Raw genomic sequence first — 16131 nt, forward strand, 5'->3', positions numbered from 1 at the left:
AATATAAAAGCCATATTTTTTTACATTTGATAAAAAAGACTACTTTCCTCTGATTCTGCTCAACGACACCTGAGTTATACCCAAATAAGAGGCTATAATTCCTAAAGGGACTCTTTGCAACAACTTCGGCTTGTTCTTCATCAATGCTTCATACCTCTCAGATGCGTTAGCGAATTGGTATTCGATCAAACGATTCTCCACTTTCATTATTTCCTTTCCAAGAAAGCTCCTGCCCCAATTGGCAATCTCAATATTTTTGTGGAACAGATTTTCCATATCTGAAATATGAATGCGATAAAAGATACAATCTTCCAATAAGTCAATGCTCTCGTAGCTCGGTTTTCTTTCGACAAAATTCTTCATCGAACAGACCACATCTCCTTCGATACCGAACCAAAAGGTTATTTCCTTTGCATCGTATTCTGTATAAGCTCTGACTACACCCTGTTTGATAAAGTATAAATAACTGTCGCGACTACCGGCTCGCGAAAGAATATGACCTTTAGGAAACTCAACAGAATCAATTTTCGCCACAAATGCAGTCATCGCTTCTTCAGAAATTTCATAAACCGATGATATTATTGTCTTTAAATCCATAAATCAGCCTTTTTATCACAAGCAAAGATAAAAAATGTAAGAAAGAAGAAACTATAAAACCCTTTTAATCGTTACATTTAAGGTCTCAGACCTATTTAGGATTTTTCAGAAAACTGTAAGTAAATAAAAGTATTGAATAATACATTTCAAGCTATAATAAGCTTAAGTTGTTATATTTGCCAAAACTATAAATAGGTCTGTGACCTTAATTTACATCAAGCATGTCTAATTTTCGCCTAAAAGTATTTCATTCCGTTGCAACTCACCTGAATTTTACGCAGGCTGCCGAAGAATTATTCATCACTCAACCTGCTGTTACCAAAAACATCAAGGAACTTGAAGCCGAATTAGACGCATGCTTATTCGACAGGATCAAAGGTAAAGTGTATTTAACCGAAGCCGGATCGATACTTCTCGATTATACTAAACAGATATTTGAGCTGGATCAGACTCTGAATTATAAATTATCCACTCTAAAAGATCAGTACTCGGGACAATTACGTCTGGGTGCAAGCACCACTATCGGCCAGTACATATTACCACCTATTCTGGCTAAGTTTAATCAGCAATATCCCGATATACATATAAGTCTGATCAACGATAATACAAAAAAGATAGAAGCTCATCTGGCAGCAAAAGAAATAGATCTTGGACTGGTAGAAGGGACATCCCGAAACAGCCAGCTAAAATATACTCCTTTTATAAATGACGAAATAGTCGCAATAGCCCATACATCAAAAGATCTGTCGAAACTGGATGAAATTACACTTGACGAACTCAAATCAATCCCTATTGTATTGAGAGAGCAGGGATCAGGAAGCCTCGAAGTAATTGTCAATAAATTGAATGAAAGATCAATTACTCTCCCGGATTTGAATATATGCATGCATCTGGGCAGTACTGAAAGCATAAAAACATACCTTGCATATGCCGATGCATTGGGTTTGATTTCAATTAATGCAGTAACCAAGGAAGTGGCAAACGGAGAATATAAAGTCGTAGACATCAACAATTTTGAAGTAGTCCGTACTTTTGATTTCGTGCAACTGCACGGACAGCAACAAGGTTTGTCTGAACTGTTTATGGATTTTTCGTTTAAAGCAATAACCAAAAGTAATACCCTATAAGTATTTTAAATATACTACCTGATTATATTTATCAGATCTTTGCCTGCGTAAACGTAAAAAAATTATGCAGAAAGATTATCTAAAAAAAGGAATATTCATCATTATCGCAATCTTGTGTATATTCCCGTTCATCGATCCCCCTATTGCTTTATTTGCAGGATTTATCTTGTCATTTACAATAGGAAATCCATTCAAAAAGAAAACTTCAAAACTGACTAAATTCTTATTACAAGCTTCAGTTGTAGGACTCGGATTCGGAATGAATTTCGAAGAAGCCCTCGAAGTAGGTAAGAGCGGTTTATTATTTACCGCAGCATCTATTATACTCACACTTGGATTCGGGCTGTTACTCGGCAAAATCTTTAAAACAGAACGCAACACCAGCATTTTGGTTTCCTCCGGAACTGCAATATGCGGAGGTAGTGCAATAGCGGCGATGACCCCGATCATAGATGCTGACGAAGAAGAAACATCTATATCTCTCAGTATCATATTTTTGCTTAATTCGATAGCTCTATTTATATTTCCGGTTCTCGGGCACTTATTATCCATGACCCAAGAGCAATTCGGATTATGGGCAGCTATTGCTATACACGACACAAGTTCGGTTGTAGGAGCTTCACAAAAATACGGAGATATAGCCTTACACATTGCAACAACCGTGAAACTCGAAAGAGCCTTATGGATTATCCCTTTGTCATTAATAACCGCTATAATCCATAAAAGCAACGGCAGCAAGATATCTATTCCCTACTTTATTTTCTTATATATTGTTGCAATGCTTATCAACACTTATGTTCCTGCAATACAAACAATAGGGCCTTCCGTCGTCTGGATCTCAAAAAGAGGACTAACCCTTACCCTATTCCTTATTGGTGCCGGATTGACAAAAGAAGCTCTAAAAAAAATTGGAGTGAAACCTCTCCTGCAAGGAATAATTCTATGGATATTTATCTCTGTTTTATCACTCTCTGTTATTTTGTATGTATAGACAAATTTTCACTAATTAAGCAATAAAGTATTTAATGTTATTCTCTAAGAGTATATCATTAAATACTTACTGTTACTGAAAATACTGAAAGATGGAAATAAGATTTGAAAATGCCTTCTAAATATTTTAAAGAACGTTTTAATAAATCGAAATACTGATTGACATATTTTATTTATCTTTGGTCTAACTATTCAGAAATAATTATTCTAAATAACAGACAAGTATTCAATGACGTATTTTAAGCGATAACCTGCTCTCACTGTTATGCTTGGATAATTGAGAAATAGATCTGAAATCTAAAAAATTATATAGCATGAAAAAACTGTTTTTTTTACTGATGTTTGCAGCTACAGCTTTTGCTGCCACGTCACAAACAGATAGTAAATATCTATCGGGAGCGGTTCCCGAAGTTGACGGTAAGGTTCTGTTTTCCCGCACCATCACCGTAAATAAGCCTATTACAGATGACCGGTTATTTGAATTAATGGACAAATGGGTAAGTAATGAATATTCTGTACAGGATGGTTCGAGACAGCGTATTTTATTATCTAATAAAGAAGACAAATCAATTGCTGCCCAAGGAGACATGACTCTTGTTTTCAAAAGATCTGCTTTGTCTCTTGATCAGTCTAATATGCTTTACCAATTGATCCTTCAGATTAATGGAGGCAAATGTGAAGCTGTTGTCAGAAGTATCAAGTATGAATATAATGATGCGGGTAAAAAGATAAGCACATTTCCTGCAGAAGAAATGATTACAGATAAATATGCACTGAATAAGAAAGGAGATAAACTTAATAATTATTATAACAAGTTCCGTATATATACAGTTGATTCTATTAATGCGTTATTTAATAAGATAGACGTTTATTTGAATGGGGCTAAAGTGGTAGCCGGAGCTGTAGAGCGTGATTATCAGCCGACAGCACCTGCTGCATCCGTACCGATGTCAGCATTAGCTCCTGCTGCTGTAGCGGCAGAAACTTATCAGGAAACCGTAGCGGCTCCCGCTGTTGCTGAAACCGGCTCTGTATCAGCTTTACCCGGATTTCGACAGATATCAGCGGATAAAATACCCGGAAATATTGTTAAGCTGCTAAATAACTGGACTCTTATTACTTCAGGTACGGCAGAGAAAACCAATGTCATGACCGCTTCTTGGGGAGGACTAGGTGTCTTCTGGGAAAAACCTGTAGCTTTTTGTTTTCTGAATCCATCCCGCTATTCTGTACAGACTATGGATCAGGGGGAAACCTACACAATCTCTTTTTATACGGAAGCATATAAAGATGCTATGTTGTATTGTGGAAACAACAGCGGACGTAATACCGATAAAATAACAGGCTCGGGGCTTACACCTATAAAAACGCCATCGGGAGCAACTGCCTTTGCGGAAGCATGGATGATCTTCGAATGTAAAAAAATAATAGCACAACAAATATCACCTGATGCGGTGAAAACCCAGGTTCCGGCAGAATGGTCAAAAAACGGTTACCACAAAATGTATGTCGGAGAGATACTTAATGTATGGGTGAAATAAAGGCTTCAGACCTTTTTATAACTTTATTTTGACAGCTAAAAATTACAGGTTAAACTGATTACGATAAAAGACGGGTTGATACTTTATAGTATCAGCCCGTCTTTCATATGTATAACCCTGTCGGTGATCTTTGCCAGCTCTTCATCGTGAGTAACTATAATAAAGGTTTGACCGAAACGGTCTCTGAGATCAAAGAACAGTTTATGTAATTCTATTTTATTTTCCGTGTCGAGACTACCCGAAGGTTCATCGGCAAGAATAACAGCCGGATTATTTATTAAAGCACGAGCAACGGCTACGCGTTGTTTTTCACCACCTGACAACTCATTGGGCTTATGGTCTATTCTGCTCGATAAACCCAACAGATCAAGAAGCTCAGACGCTTTTTGTTTAGCTGCCGAATCTTTTTGTTTGGCAATCAATGCAGGTATCATAACATTTTCCAGAGCAGTAAATTCCGGTAATAATTGGTGAAACTGAAAGATAAAACCGATATTTTTATTTCGAAAATCAGATAATTTATTGTCTTTCAGATTTGTTACTATTTGGTTTTGTATAGATACCGTTCCTGAGTCGGCTTTATCCAATGTACCTATGATTTGCAGCAAGGTAGTTTTTCCAGCTCCGCTTGCACCGACTATAGAGACTATCTCTCCTTCATTGACTGTAAGATCGATGCCTTTAAGGACTTCTAATTGTCCATACTTTTTTGTTAAACCAGAAACCTGTATCATTTACTTTTGCTTTTTTCTCAGGTAAAAGTAAGTATTTAAAGCTATTTCTCAAATAAGAGAGTTTGCTTAGTGTATCTCAAAGAATGCTTTTTATAAAATAACTGCTGTGATAACTAATTGTTATTTTTTGCTCTTAATACTTTTCTCTAAACTCTTTAAGAAGTTTTTCACTTCTTTCACGTCCTGCCTGATAATTAGGATCTAATGCAATAGCTTGTTCAAGATATTCTTTAGCTTGATCTGCATATTTCTTCTTTTGCCGTTGTTTTGCCCAAGCCCAAAAAGTAAAACTCATTATTTTCCAATTAGCATAATCATGGTTTAGACTATATTTATCAATAATTGACTGAAAATCAATTTTTCCGTATCTACGAAACCAAAAGCAAATTTTCGGAATATTTTCCGCAACACTACCTCTCATAAACTCAGGCAAGTAACTAACATCAGCATACTTGCTGACAGCTTCATCAAATAGCAAAAACGATTGGAATAATTTAATAAGATTACTTGTCTCAGAAGCCATTAATGATAATGCAGATGCCCGATAAGACAGCACAAACGGCAATAGCTCTTTAGTTGTAACTGATGATTTATAAAATATATCTAAAATATCGAAACTCTTTTTTGCATAGCCTTTATAGTGAGTTTTTGAAAAAAATGCCAAGTTAAGAGCTGTTTCGTGGTAGATTATACTTTTTCTTATCATGTTTATTTCACTAGGCTCTACACAGCAGTCTTCTTCGACTTCTTTGAGCTTGACTTTTAATTTTTCTATATCAATAATTTCCATTACATCGTCCAGCTGATGCTCAAAAAGTTTGATTGTCGACATGTCCAGTTTTTGAACTTGAGCGATTGAATTATTCATTTTGTATCTGATTATTATTCAATAACAAAATTAAGTCTGAACCAAAAATTGCAACGATGACTTAAGTTAATATTTTGATTTATTTAGTATTCTTTTTCTGATTCGGCTTAAGCTCTCTGGCTTTATACCCAAAAGATTAGCGATATGTTTTTGTGGCACACGCTGAAATAATGCGGGTTGGTTTTTCATCAACTTAATAAATCTTTCCTCAGGTTTATCAGCAGACAGCGACATAGCTATATCCGTTGCTCTTTGAGCAACTTCCTCAGTTACTAATCTACCAAAAGTTTCGTATTTGCAACACATTTCATATAGTGCTGGCAGATTTTTTTTTGAGATAACAAAAACCGTAGTATCTTCCAGTGCTTGTAAATTCATTACGGAATGGTTGTTAGTGACAAAACTCTGAAGGTCGGTAACCCAATATTCTTCAAAAGATATATCGCATGTATTTTCCACACCTTCTTTAATATGAAAATGTCTGATTATTCCTTTATCTATGTATCCTATAAAATCGCATATTTTTCCACTTTCTAACAAAAAATCTTTCTTGCGGAACCAACGGACTTCAAAATACTCATCAATTAGTTCCAATTCTTTTTCTGTAAATGATACTTTTGATTTGAAATACATTTTTAATTGAGAAAATCCATTGTTCATTTCCAACGTTGTAAGGTGTAAAACTAAAAATAAAATACCTCGAATATAGCTTGATTAATCTATTTTCGCAACCTAAATTGTCGGATAAGTGTTAAAAAGTTATTCTTCGAGAGTCATAAAATTTATTATTTTTGTCCTTATTTTAATTTTAGGTCTCACAGCTATTTATTGCTTTGGTAAGTATAACCTCCAAAGTAATAAAAACGGTTCGGGATATTTATCAGCTTGTCAATGAGGAAAATATATATACTATTTTGTTTTTGCGCACTTTCTTTGATATTGAACGCCCAATCATATCACAAAGAGGATGTTGCGGGATTAATGATTATACTCAGGCAGCAATCGGCACAAAGAGATAGTCTTAATTTACATCAGATGGGACTAAGCATAGCCGACACTACTGCATGGAATACATCTCAGGAGTGGATAAACAAGCTGGATGGCGTAACCTGGTCTGAGAACCTACCCAAACGTATAACAAGTATCGATTGGAATAATTTGAACCTATCGGGAGAACTTAACTTTTCGTCCTTTCCTCAACTTGAGGTGCTGCATTGTGCTAACAACCGCATTGACGGGATAGTATTGACTAAAAATAAAAAGATTTCAGATATTGATCTATCGGGAAACCAGATCGCTAAAGTGGACTTCTCGAAAAACCCGAATCTTACTGATCTTAATATCAGTATGAACAGTATAACTGATCTCAACCTGCAATTCAACAAAAAACTCGAAAACCTCGATTGCAGCTATTGCGGATTGAAGAGTATAGATCTGTCGAAAAATCAAAATCTGAAAGTATTGAATATATTTTGGAATCAGTTAACAGAACTGCATGTCGAGAAAAATAAAAAACTGGAAGAACTGTCATGTTATTCGAATTATCTGACATGGATTGATCTCTCGAACAACCTATTCCTCAAAGAATTGGATTGCAAAGAAAATAAATTAACATCACTGGATCTTTCCGCTAATACATCGCTGTTTAATTTGTATTGTGACAAAAATGAGATATCAACTGTCAATATCAATAATCTACAGAACTTGTATATTTTGTCGTGTAAATCAAACAAATTATCCTTTCTGGAATTAGGCAACGCTGTTAATCTGAATGCGCTTTATTGCTCGGATAACAGTCTGACAGTTCTTGATATTTCAAATAACAGACAACTGCAGATTCTTGACATCTCCCGAAACCCGATTATATCAGTAGACATCTCGGAAAACAGGGTGTTGACCGAATTGAACTGTATATCGACAGGATTAACTTCTCTCAATCTGGGCAAGAATCTAGATCTGATGACATTGGATTTTTCATCCAATAAAATACAGGACATCGATTTCACATACAATTCCGAACTAAAGAAACTGAGTTGTGCGGATAACCAACTCGAAACACTTAATATTTCGAATCTGAAAAAGTTGTCGTCCTTAAATTGTTCTACAAATAAACTTTCCCGATTGGAATTAAGCGGACTTTTGGCTCTTGAAGATCTGAATTGTTCAGCAAACAGATTGGATTCTCTTAATACATCAGCCAATAAGAATCTGACAAGTCTTGATTGTTCAGGGAATGAGTTAAAATCGATTGATCTTAGCCGAAACACGCTTTTGAAAAATCTGAATTGTGCGTCGAATATACTATCTTCTTTGAATGTATCTATGTGCTCCGATCTGGAAACGCTCTATTGTTCTAATAATGCACTTACAGAACTCAATGTCGCTAATAATACGAAACTAACGGAATTGGTTTGTGCATCGAACAGTATCGCAGAATTGGATATCTCAAATAATAAGCAGCTGAATATGCTCGATTGTGCCGATAATGATTTGTCGGAACTTAATCTGATGCCCGATTTACCTCTATTGTATCTCGATTGTTCTCATAATCAGCTGACATCTTTGGATATAAAGAAAAGCTTCTTCTTTAAGATGAACTGTTCAAATAATGCGTTGACTTTTTCCTCTCTAAATTTTCCCGAATATAATTTCCTTCGAAATTGTGTCTACACACCACAGGCTGTAACAGACGGAGGTACTGCGGCATGCGGAAGTGTCATTGATTTGAGTGCCGAATTTGAGAAGAATGGCAAAAAAACTACTTACACATGGTATGAAAGCAACGAGGAGATTGTTTTTGACGGCGAAGGCGGACGATTTACAGTTCCGGATTCGTTTGCAGGAGTAGATCTTATCTGCCGGATGACAAACGATACTTTTCCTAAAATGGTTTTGAGATATAAAATTTCGATAGAAGAAAAAACAAAATAAGGTCTCAAACCTTTTTATTGCTTTGGCTAGTAAAACAACCAAAGTCTGTTATAAACTAAAAATATATCATTAAATACTTTCTGTTGCTTACCTTTGTATCTCAATCAAGGTCTCAGACCTTTTGCTGACTTTGCAAGCATAACAGTGAGAGCTGGTTATCGCTTAAGATACGTCTTTAAATACTTTCTATTACTTAAATAAATAAAAATGGCTACTCCATATTTACAAGTCGATAACCTTACCAAAAGTTTTGGAGACTTGGTTTTATTCGAAGATATATCCTTTGGTATTGCCGAAGGGCAGCGTATCGGGCTTATAGCCAAAAACGGTACGGGAAAAACTACTTTATTAAATATCCTTTCCGCGAAAGAGTCGTATGATTCAGGATCAATCGTTTTCAGGCGAGATCTGAAAGTTGCGTATCTCGAACAAGATCCGCATTACCCTGATGATATTACAGTTCTTGAGGCTTGTTTCCGTTCGGGAACCGAAGTTACCGAAGTAATTGCCGAGTACGAACGAGTTATGGCTTCGGGAAATCATGATAAGCTAGACGATATACTCCAAAGAATGGATATGCTGAAGGCTTGGGATTATGAGCAACGTGCGAAACAGATTCTGTCGCAGCTGAAAATAAATAACTTCGATCAGAAGATTTCTCTGCTATCAGGAGGTCAGCTAAAACGCGTAGCTTTGGCGAATGTGTTGATAACCGAGCCTGAATTAATTATTCTGGATGAGCCTACCAATCACCTCGATCTGGATATGACCGAATGGTTGGAAGAGTATCTGCAACGTTCGAGACTCAGCTTACTAATGGTGACTCACGACCGCTATTTTCTGGATCGTGTTTGTTCGGAAATAATAGAAATAGATCAAAAGCAGATTTTTCAGTATAAAGGTAATTATTCGTACTTCCTCGAAAAAAGAGAGGAGCGGATGAATTCTCAGAATTCAGAAATAGATAGAGCCAACAACTTATTACGTAAAGAACTGGAATGGATGCGCCGCCAACCTCAAGCAAGAGGCACTAAAGCTAAATCCCGTATCGATGCTTTTTATGATCTGGAGAAAAAAGCCCAACAGCAAAGAGATGCCGGAAATGTACGTCTGGAAATGAAAGGCTCGTACATCGGCAATAAAATATTCGAAGCGAAGCATATTTATAAAGCTTTCGGTGATCTGAAAATCCTCGAAGATTTCAATTATGTGTTTGCCCGTTACGAAAAAATGGGAATTGTCGGTAACAACGGAACGGGAAAGTCGACATTTATAAAAATGCTGATGGGTGAGGTTACACCCGATAAAGGTGAATTTGATATCGGTGAAACTGTCAATTTTGGCTATTATAGTCAAGACGGATTAAAATTCAACGAAGAAATGAAAGTGATAGATGTAGTTCAGGATATTGCCGAAGTGATAGATCTTGGTAATGGAAACCGCTTGACCGCATCTCAGTTTTTGCAGCACTTTTTATTTTCCCCTGAGAAACAGCATAACTTCGTTTACAAATTATCGGGAGGAGAAAAACGCCGCCTGTACTTGTGCACTGTTTTAATCAAGAACCCTAATTTTTTGGTACTCGATGAGCCTACCAATGACTTGGATATTATGACTCTGAATATTCTTGAAGAATATCTTCAGAGTTTCAAAGGATGTGTGATCGTTGTTTCCCACGACCGTTATTTTATGGATAAGGTGGTTGATCACCTGCTGGCTTTCAGCGGAAATGCGAAAATTAAAGACTTTCCGGGAAATTATACTCAATACCGAGAGTGGAAGGAAGTGCAGGAACTGATTGCAAAAGAGGCGGAATCTACAGCAAAAGCGAAAGACGAAAAACCAAAACAGGAAACAAAAAAAACCGAAGAGAAAAAGAAACTATCATACAAAGAAAAAAGGGAGTTCGAAGAACTCGATGCATTGATACCAAAGCTTGAAACAGAAAAGACTCAATTAGAAACTGATATGTCGAGCGGTACTTTATCGAATGATGAATTGTTAGCGAAATCGGCTCGGATAAGTGAGTTAATTGATGAGATAGATGAAAAGACCCTCCGGTGGATGGAGCTGAGCGAATGGATATAAGGTTGGGTATCGGAAAATTTATCTATACCTAAAACAGTTACGAGTCATGAAGCGCTGGAGTTATTACAAGTTATATAAGAAAAAAGGAACATCTGAAAAAGTGTGATTTGAGTGTAACCTTTGTTACCTTTTAGTGTTATTAGAAATTGATAACTAATCACCGTTGACTGATCATTGATTTTATTACTTTTGTAACCTTTTGACAAGTAATCCACTGGAAAATAAAACTATAAAACATAAAAAGATTCACCATGATATTGCCCGAAGACTTTATTCAGAAAACCAAACCGTTGCTAGGGGATCAATGGGTATCTTTTACAGAAGCCCTGAACGAAGTTTCTCCAACAAGTATCAGGTTCAATAAACAAAAATACAGCAAGCTTCCCGAAATGGAGTCTGTACCCTGGTGCGAAAATGGATTTTATTTACCCCAACGTCCTTCTTTTACATTCGATCCGCTATTTCATACCGGAGCTTACTATGTACAGGAAGCATCTTCGATGTTTGTCGGTCAGGTTTTTAAGCAATACGTCAAAGACCAAACTGTAAGGGTATTGGATTTGTGCGCAGCACCTGGAGGAAAATCTACTCATATTGCATCTTTGATTTCGGAAGACAGTTTACTCGTTTCAAACGAAGTGATCAGAAGCCGTGCGAATATTTTGTCGGAAAATATTACTAAAGCCGGTTACCCGAATGTAATTGTAACCAATAACGACCCTTCGGATATCGGACCAATGGAATCTTTCTTTGATGTTATTCTGATTGATGCACCCTGTTCCGGAGAGGGAATGTTTCGCAAAGATCCACAAGCTATAGAAGAATGGTCTCTGGGGAATGTTCAATTGTGCGAAGAACGTCAGCGGCGTATTGTAGCGGATGTTTGGGACGCCCTTCGTCCCGGAGGAATATTGATATACAGCACCTGCACATACAATACCGGAGAAAATGAACATAATGTACAATGGATCAGAGATTCTTTAGGTGCAGAAATATTACCGTTGGAAATTTCTCCCGATTGGAATATACACCCATCGTTTGAGAACAATATGCCGGTGTATCATTTTCTTCCTCACCAGACAAAAGGGGAAGGATTTTTTCTTGCAGTCCTCAGAAAATCCGGAGAACATTCTGATAAATCGGAACATTCCGGCAAAAGAAATAAAAAGCAGGGCAAAGCTAAGCTTACACCATTAGAAGGAGAGTATAAGAATTATCTGACAGATAATGAGAAATATACTTTCTTCGAGAAATCTTCTTCGTGGTTTGCTTTTCCATCCGTTAATATAGAGCAGTTCGAATATATTGTTTCTCACCTGAGACTGGTGTCGGCTGGTATTTATTTGGGGGAGATCAAGGGAAAAGATTTTATTCCACAACAATCTCTGGCTATGTCTTTGGCTTTAAACACTTCTGCATTTGAGATAGTCGACATTGATAAGAATACGGCTATATCTTACTTACGAAAGGAGGCCCAGACATTTTCGGAATCGCCACGAGGTTATCTGCTGTTGATTTATAAGGATATCCCATTAGGGTTTGTAAAGAATATAGGAAACAGAGCGAATAATCTGTATCCGAATGAATGGAGGATTCGCAGTGGGTATAATCCGGAAGATAACCAGCCCTTCATTTAAAATTGATTATATTTGCCAACAAATAGAAGCTCATTACGTTTTAAGGTCTCAGACCTATTTATTGCTTTGGTAAGCAAAACAGCCAAAGCCTTTTATAAACTAAAAATATATTATTAAATACTTGGTATTACTTATCTGTAGAAAGAAAGAAGCCTAAATAAAAAGAACAAAAATTATGAGTAGTAGAAGAGATTTAAAAAAACTGATCAATAATTCAATAGGGTTATTATACAACGATCTTATCTTTTATAAAGTATTTACTGTAAATGCTAATAAGGAAAAAGCAGACGCTTTGATAGATCAGATTGCCGACTCGCATCTTGAGCTGATAAACCGTGTCAGCACAGTTGAAGGAAAAGAAGTAAAAAGCCGTACAAAGGCTTATTATTCGAAGATAAAATCGGATTTGAAATCATTGGTTGATAATTACGGAAAAGAAATTCAGTCTCTATAATCCAGAGAACTGCAGTTATATTTAGCTATGCAAAAATTAAGCGGCTTTATCCTGCGTAAGCTGGGTTGGAAAGCAGAAGGGATTACCAATTATCCCGCAAAATGTGTGTTGTGTGTAGCACCGCATACCAGTAATTGGGATTTATTTGTAGGCAAGCTTATATACTCGTCGCTAGGACGCAAAGCTTCATTTCTGATCAAAAAGACATGGTTTTTCTTTCCGATGAATCTTGTGTTTAATGCTCTGGGAGGTATTCCTGTCGATAGATCGAAGAAAACCTCTCTGACTGATCAAATGGCTCATCTTTTTGCAACCAGAGATCAGTTCGAATTGGCTATAACACCCGAAGGCACTCGCAGCCGTAATTCGGAGTGGAAAAAGGGTTTTTACTATATTGCTTTGGCTGCTAAAGTGCCTATCGTTATAATTGTGCTGGATTATAAGAAAAAGACAGCCGATTTTAAAACGGCCTTTATGCCTACTGGCGATGTGGAAAAAGATATGTTAGAAATAAAGTCTTATTATAAAGATGCACATGCTAAGCATCAGGAAAGGTTTTTATTAAGCGATGAGTGAAATAAGTAACTGAAAGTACTTAATGATATACTTCAGCGAGATAACTAACTATCTGTTATTATGTTTACAGAATCAATAAAAAGGTCCGAGACCTTACTTCGGGTAAGCCTTGTCCAGATGGATATCGTCTGGGAAGATAAAGATGTGAATCTAAGAAAGGTACAGGGAATTTTATCCGAATTATCAGGAAAAACCGATTTAGTGGTACTTCCTGAGATGTTCTCTACCGGTTTTTCTATGAACAGTCATTCGCTCTCCGAACCTGTGGACGGAACAACTGTTACATCCCTGAAAGATTGGGCTAAGCAGTACGATCTGGCTATTTGCGGAAGTTATATTGCCTCGGAAAACGGTCAGTTTTTCAACAGAGGATTTTTCATAGCTCGCGAGAAATCCTGTTTTTATGACAAGCGGCACTTGTTTCGTATGGGAGATGAAGCGAAATCATTCACAGCAGGAAATAGTCATTGCATTGTCGAACATAAAGGATTTAATATTTGTTTATTAATTTGTTATGATTTACGGTTTCCGGTGTGGGCGCGTAATATCGGTAATAAGTATGATTTGCTGATATATGTTGCTAACTGGCCGCAATCGAGAATCAAAGTTTGGAATACCTTACTCGAAGCCCGTGCTTTAGAGAATCAGAGTTACGTATGCGGTGTCAATAGAGTAGGTATTGACGGGATGAAGTTAGTATATGACGGGCAATCTTCGATGATTGATTTTAAAGGGATAAAATTGAGTACATTAACCGATTCTATAGAGAAAGTTGAAACTGTTGAGATTTCTAAAAAAGCGTTAAACTTATTTAGAAATAAATTTCCGGTATGGAAAGATGCTGACGATTTTACTCTAAACTGAAAGCAAATCAAAATAAACAATAGTTATGAAGAGTTTGAATTTAATGAAAGTTTGTGCAATATTGATAATTGCATTTGTATCAGGGATATTATTACAGAGTTGTGACAAAAAAAATGCTCCGACTCAGACAGAGCTTGAAGGATTATGGGTATTGAAGTCCTTAAACGGGACTGCTGCTTCTGAAGGTTTTAAAGGAGCGTTGCCTACTCTCGAGTTTAATTTTCAAGACAGTATTGTTTCAGGAAACAGCGGATGCAACAGATATACCGGAAAATTCACTTATAAAGACGGAAATTTTACTGCACCTAATTTAGCATCAACCAGAATGTTGTGCATAGACCCAAACAGAGAACCCGAATTTCTGTTGGAACTTACCAACGAAGGAAACAGTTTATCTATTGTTAATGGAATCTTGACAATATCTCACGATGGAAAAGCTGTTCTGGAATTCGAGAAAGATACAGCTCCGAAACCTGATACTGCGACAGCTATTGACACAAAGCAGCTGGAAGGACTCTGGACATTGAAAACAATCAAAGGAGAAGAGGCTGCCGGCAAATTCGGTAAAGCAGATGCTGTTCCCACTTTGAATTTCGATATTGCCGAAAATAGAGTCGGAGGCAAAAGCGGATGCAACGGCTACGGCGGAAGCTTCTCTCTGAATAATGACCAATTGATAATAGGCCAGTTGATCAGCACACAAATGGCATGTCCGAATCTCGATGCAGAACATGAATACATCAAGGCTTTATCTGATACAAGCATTGTAGCATTGCCATCTTCCGATGTTTTACAAATTTCTAAAAATGGAAGTTTACTACTCGAATTCAACAGGGCTAAAACCGACTCTGTTGCCTCTCTGAAAAAATGAACACTCACTAACATAGAATAATTAATATTCAAAAAAATGAAAAGATTATCAAGTAAAATGCTGCTTTTGGCAGTAGCTGTACTCGCGTTTGGAATTATGATACAAAGTTGTAAGTCGACCAAAGATTCTGCTAAAGGTTCAGCATCAGCTGTAACCATTGACGGAACATGGATTCTTCAGACATTTGAAGGTGCGCCCGCTGCAAATTCCTTTAAAGGAAAAATTCCTTCGATGACTATCGATCTTGCAGAGAAACGGATTAATGGTAATGGAGGCTGCAACCGTTTCTTCGGAACATTCACTTATGAGAAGAATATCTTATCGGCTCCTAAGCTGGGGGCTACACTAATGGCTTGCATCGATGATAATAAAGAAGGTCAGTTTCTTGAGATGCTGGGCAAATCGAATGAAGTGACCGTTACAGAATCGACGCTTACCTTAAGTAACGGAGGAAAAGCCGTTGCTGAATTTATAAAAGGCATTGACCTATCAGTTGTAGCAGGTTCTACCTGGACATTAGAAGCTATCGATGGCAAAGATGCAAAAGCATTATTCGACATAAAGGATAAACTTCCGACATTGGAATTTAACCTCACAGAAAGTCGTATATCCGGAAATGCAGGATGCAACCGTTATAATGCAGGATATAAACTGGAAGGTTCTGCTTTAACTATCGGACCTGCAATGTTAACAAAAATGGCTTGTCCCAACTTATCAGGAGAGAGTGCTTATACAAAGGCTCTATCCGGAGTAAGCAATCTGAAAATAACCGATTCTTCCATTTTATTTATCAGAGATGGAAAAGAAGTTCTGAAATTTGGTAAGGCTGCAAAATAAAGCCTCATTAATATAA

General features: G+C 36.9%; 15 protein-coding genes. 11 read left to right on the forward strand and 4 right to left on the reverse strand.

Features of this window, described 5'->3' with window-relative positions; genetic code table 11:
* Positions 1 to 39 precede the first annotated feature (39 nt).
* A complete protein-coding gene (locus AABJ51_RS11095; RefSeq protein ID WP_338372595.1) occupies positions 40 to 597 on the reverse strand; it encodes a Crp/Fnr family transcriptional regulator in 558 nt (185 codons plus the stop codon).
* Positions 598 to 818: 221 nt separating this feature from the next.
* Here AABJ51_RS11095 and AABJ51_RS11100 point away from each other — a divergent pair, with 221 nt between their 5' ends.
* The 3 genes from AABJ51_RS11100 to AABJ51_RS11110 all read left to right on the forward strand — a co-directional run bounded on the left by AABJ51_RS11100 (position 819) and on the right by AABJ51_RS11110 (position 4255).
* Positions 819 to 1724, forward strand: a complete 906-nt coding sequence (locus AABJ51_RS11100) for a LysR substrate-binding domain-containing protein (RefSeq protein WP_338372596.1) — start codon at positions 819 to 821, stop codon at positions 1722 to 1724.
* 64 nt (positions 1725 to 1788) lie between these two features.
* Positions 1789 to 2715 carry a YeiH family protein gene (locus tag AABJ51_RS11105; RefSeq protein ID WP_338372598.1) on the forward strand — a complete coding sequence of 309 codons (927 nt, stop codon included), beginning with the start codon at positions 1789 to 1791 and terminating at the stop codon, positions 2713 to 2715.
* Between the two features lie 313 nt (positions 2716 to 3028).
* Entirely contained in the window at positions 3029 to 4255 is a 1227-nt protein-coding gene (locus tag AABJ51_RS11110; protein ID WP_338372599.1) for a DUF4468 domain-containing protein, read from the forward strand.
* 83 nt (positions 4256 to 4338) lie between these two features.
* On the opposite strand, the gene AABJ51_RS11115 is transcribed toward AABJ51_RS11110, so the two are convergent.
* From AABJ51_RS11115 to AABJ51_RS11125, 3 genes are all read right to left on the reverse strand, one after another.
* Entirely contained in the window at positions 4339 to 4989 is a 651-nt protein-coding gene (locus AABJ51_RS11115; RefSeq protein WP_026626062.1) for an ABC transporter ATP-binding protein, read from the reverse strand.
* A 133-nt stretch (positions 4990 to 5122) separates the two neighbouring features.
* Positions 5123 to 5857 (reverse strand): hypothetical protein, encoded by a 735-nt coding sequence (locus AABJ51_RS11120; protein ID WP_338372601.1) that lies wholly within the window; start codon positions 5855 to 5857, stop codon positions 5123 to 5125.
* A 66-nt stretch (positions 5858 to 5923) separates the two neighbouring features.
* Complete coding sequence (locus tag AABJ51_RS11125; RefSeq protein WP_338372603.1) at positions 5924 to 6517, reverse strand: Crp/Fnr family transcriptional regulator; 594 nt, start codon at positions 6515 to 6517, stop codon at positions 5924 to 5926.
* 231 nt (positions 6518 to 6748) lie between these two features.
* Between AABJ51_RS11125 and AABJ51_RS11130 the strand changes: the two genes are divergently transcribed.
* The 8 genes from AABJ51_RS11130 (at position 6749) to AABJ51_RS11165 (ending at position 16115) form a co-directional block, all read left to right on the forward strand.
* Positions 6749 to 8788 (forward strand): leucine-rich repeat domain-containing protein, encoded by a 2040-nt coding sequence (locus AABJ51_RS11130; protein ID WP_338372604.1) that lies wholly within the window; start codon positions 6749 to 6751, stop codon positions 8786 to 8788.
* A gap of 207 nt (positions 8789 to 8995) precedes the next feature.
* The gene (locus AABJ51_RS11135) at positions 8996 to 10876 is read left to right on the forward strand and encodes an ABC-F family ATP-binding cassette domain-containing protein (RefSeq protein WP_338372605.1); all 1881 of its coding nucleotides are present in this window, start codon (positions 8996 to 8998) and stop codon (positions 10874 to 10876) included.
* A gap of 251 nt (positions 10877 to 11127) precedes the next feature.
* Positions 11128 to 12513, forward strand: a complete 1386-nt coding sequence (locus tag AABJ51_RS11140; protein ID WP_338372606.1) for a methyltransferase RsmF C-terminal domain-like protein — start codon at positions 11128 to 11130, stop codon at positions 12511 to 12513.
* Positions 12514 to 12688: 175 nt separating this feature from the next.
* On the forward strand, positions 12689 to 12967 hold the full coding sequence (locus AABJ51_RS11145) for a hypothetical protein (RefSeq protein ID WP_026626057.1): 279 nt from the start codon (positions 12689 to 12691) through the stop codon (positions 12965 to 12967).
* 27 nt (positions 12968 to 12994) lie between these two features.
* The gene (locus AABJ51_RS11150) at positions 12995 to 13543 is read left to right on the forward strand and encodes a 1-acyl-sn-glycerol-3-phosphate acyltransferase (RefSeq protein WP_338372607.1); all 549 of its coding nucleotides are present in this window, start codon (positions 12995 to 12997) and stop codon (positions 13541 to 13543) included.
* A gap of 60 nt (positions 13544 to 13603) precedes the next feature.
* Complete coding sequence (locus tag AABJ51_RS11155; protein WP_338372608.1) at positions 13604 to 14407, forward strand: nitrilase family protein; 804 nt, start codon at positions 13604 to 13606, stop codon at positions 14405 to 14407.
* 25 nt (positions 14408 to 14432) lie between these two features.
* Positions 14433 to 15278 (forward strand): META domain-containing protein, encoded by an 846-nt coding sequence (locus tag AABJ51_RS11160; RefSeq protein ID WP_338372609.1) that lies wholly within the window; start codon positions 14433 to 14435, stop codon positions 15276 to 15278.
* A gap of 36 nt (positions 15279 to 15314) precedes the next feature.
* Complete coding sequence (locus AABJ51_RS11165; RefSeq protein ID WP_338372610.1) at positions 15315 to 16115, forward strand: META domain-containing protein; 801 nt, start codon at positions 15315 to 15317, stop codon at positions 16113 to 16115.
* Positions 16116 to 16131 lie beyond the last annotated feature (16 nt).

The organism is Indolivaga capnocytophagoides (genome assembly GCF_036511535.1).
In the GTDB taxonomy this organism is placed as follows: Bacteria; Bacteroidota; Bacteroidia; order Bacteroidales; family Dysgonomonadaceae; genus Dysgonomonas_A; species Dysgonomonas_A capnocytophagoides.

What these genes read in the sequence shown, in the direction of transcription:
- AABJ51_RS11150 (WP_338372607.1), top strand. Translation starts at nt 12,995, where the DNA reads ATGCAAAAATTAAGCGGCTTTATCCTGCGTAAGCTGGGTTGGAAAGCA.
- AABJ51_RS11095 (WP_338372595.1), bottom strand. Translation starts at nt 597, where the DNA reads ATGGATTTAAAGACAATAATATCATCGGTTTATGAAATTTCTGAAGAA.
- AABJ51_RS11130 (WP_338372604.1), top strand. Translation starts at nt 6,749, where the DNA reads ATGAGGAAAATATATATACTATTTTGTTTTTGCGCACTTTCTTTGATA.
- AABJ51_RS11165 (WP_338372610.1), top strand. Translation starts at nt 15,315, where the DNA reads ATGAAAAGATTATCAAGTAAAATGCTGCTTTTGGCAGTAGCTGTACTC.
- AABJ51_RS11105 (WP_338372598.1), top strand. Translation starts at nt 1,789, where the DNA reads ATGCAGAAAGATTATCTAAAAAAAGGAATATTCATCATTATCGCAATC.
- AABJ51_RS11140 (WP_338372606.1), top strand. Translation starts at nt 11,128, where the DNA reads ATGATATTGCCCGAAGACTTTATTCAGAAAACCAAACCGTTGCTAGGG.
- AABJ51_RS11100 (WP_338372596.1), top strand. Translation starts at nt 819, where the DNA reads ATGTCTAATTTTCGCCTAAAAGTATTTCATTCCGTTGCAACTCACCTG.
- AABJ51_RS11120 (WP_338372601.1), bottom strand. Translation starts at nt 5,857, where the DNA reads ATGAATAATTCAATCGCTCAAGTTCAAAAACTGGACATGTCGACAATC.
- AABJ51_RS11110 (WP_338372599.1), top strand. Translation starts at nt 3,029, where the DNA reads ATGAAAAAACTGTTTTTTTTACTGATGTTTGCAGCTACAGCTTTTGCT.
- AABJ51_RS11155 (WP_338372608.1), top strand. Translation starts at nt 13,604, where the DNA reads ATGTTTACAGAATCAATAAAAAGGTCCGAGACCTTACTTCGGGTAAGC.
- AABJ51_RS11125 (WP_338372603.1), bottom strand. Translation starts at nt 6,517, where the DNA reads ATGAACAATGGATTTTCTCAATTAAAAATGTATTTCAAATCAAAAGTA.
- AABJ51_RS11115 (WP_026626062.1), bottom strand. Translation starts at nt 4,989, where the DNA reads ATGATACAGGTTTCTGGTTTAACAAAAAAGTATGGACAATTAGAAGTC.
- AABJ51_RS11145 (WP_026626057.1), top strand. Translation starts at nt 12,689, where the DNA reads ATGAGTAGTAGAAGAGATTTAAAAAAACTGATCAATAATTCAATAGGG.
- AABJ51_RS11160 (WP_338372609.1), top strand. Translation starts at nt 14,433, where the DNA reads ATGAAGAGTTTGAATTTAATGAAAGTTTGTGCAATATTGATAATTGCA.
- AABJ51_RS11135 (WP_338372605.1), top strand. Translation starts at nt 8,996, where the DNA reads ATGGCTACTCCATATTTACAAGTCGATAACCTTACCAAAAGTTTTGGA.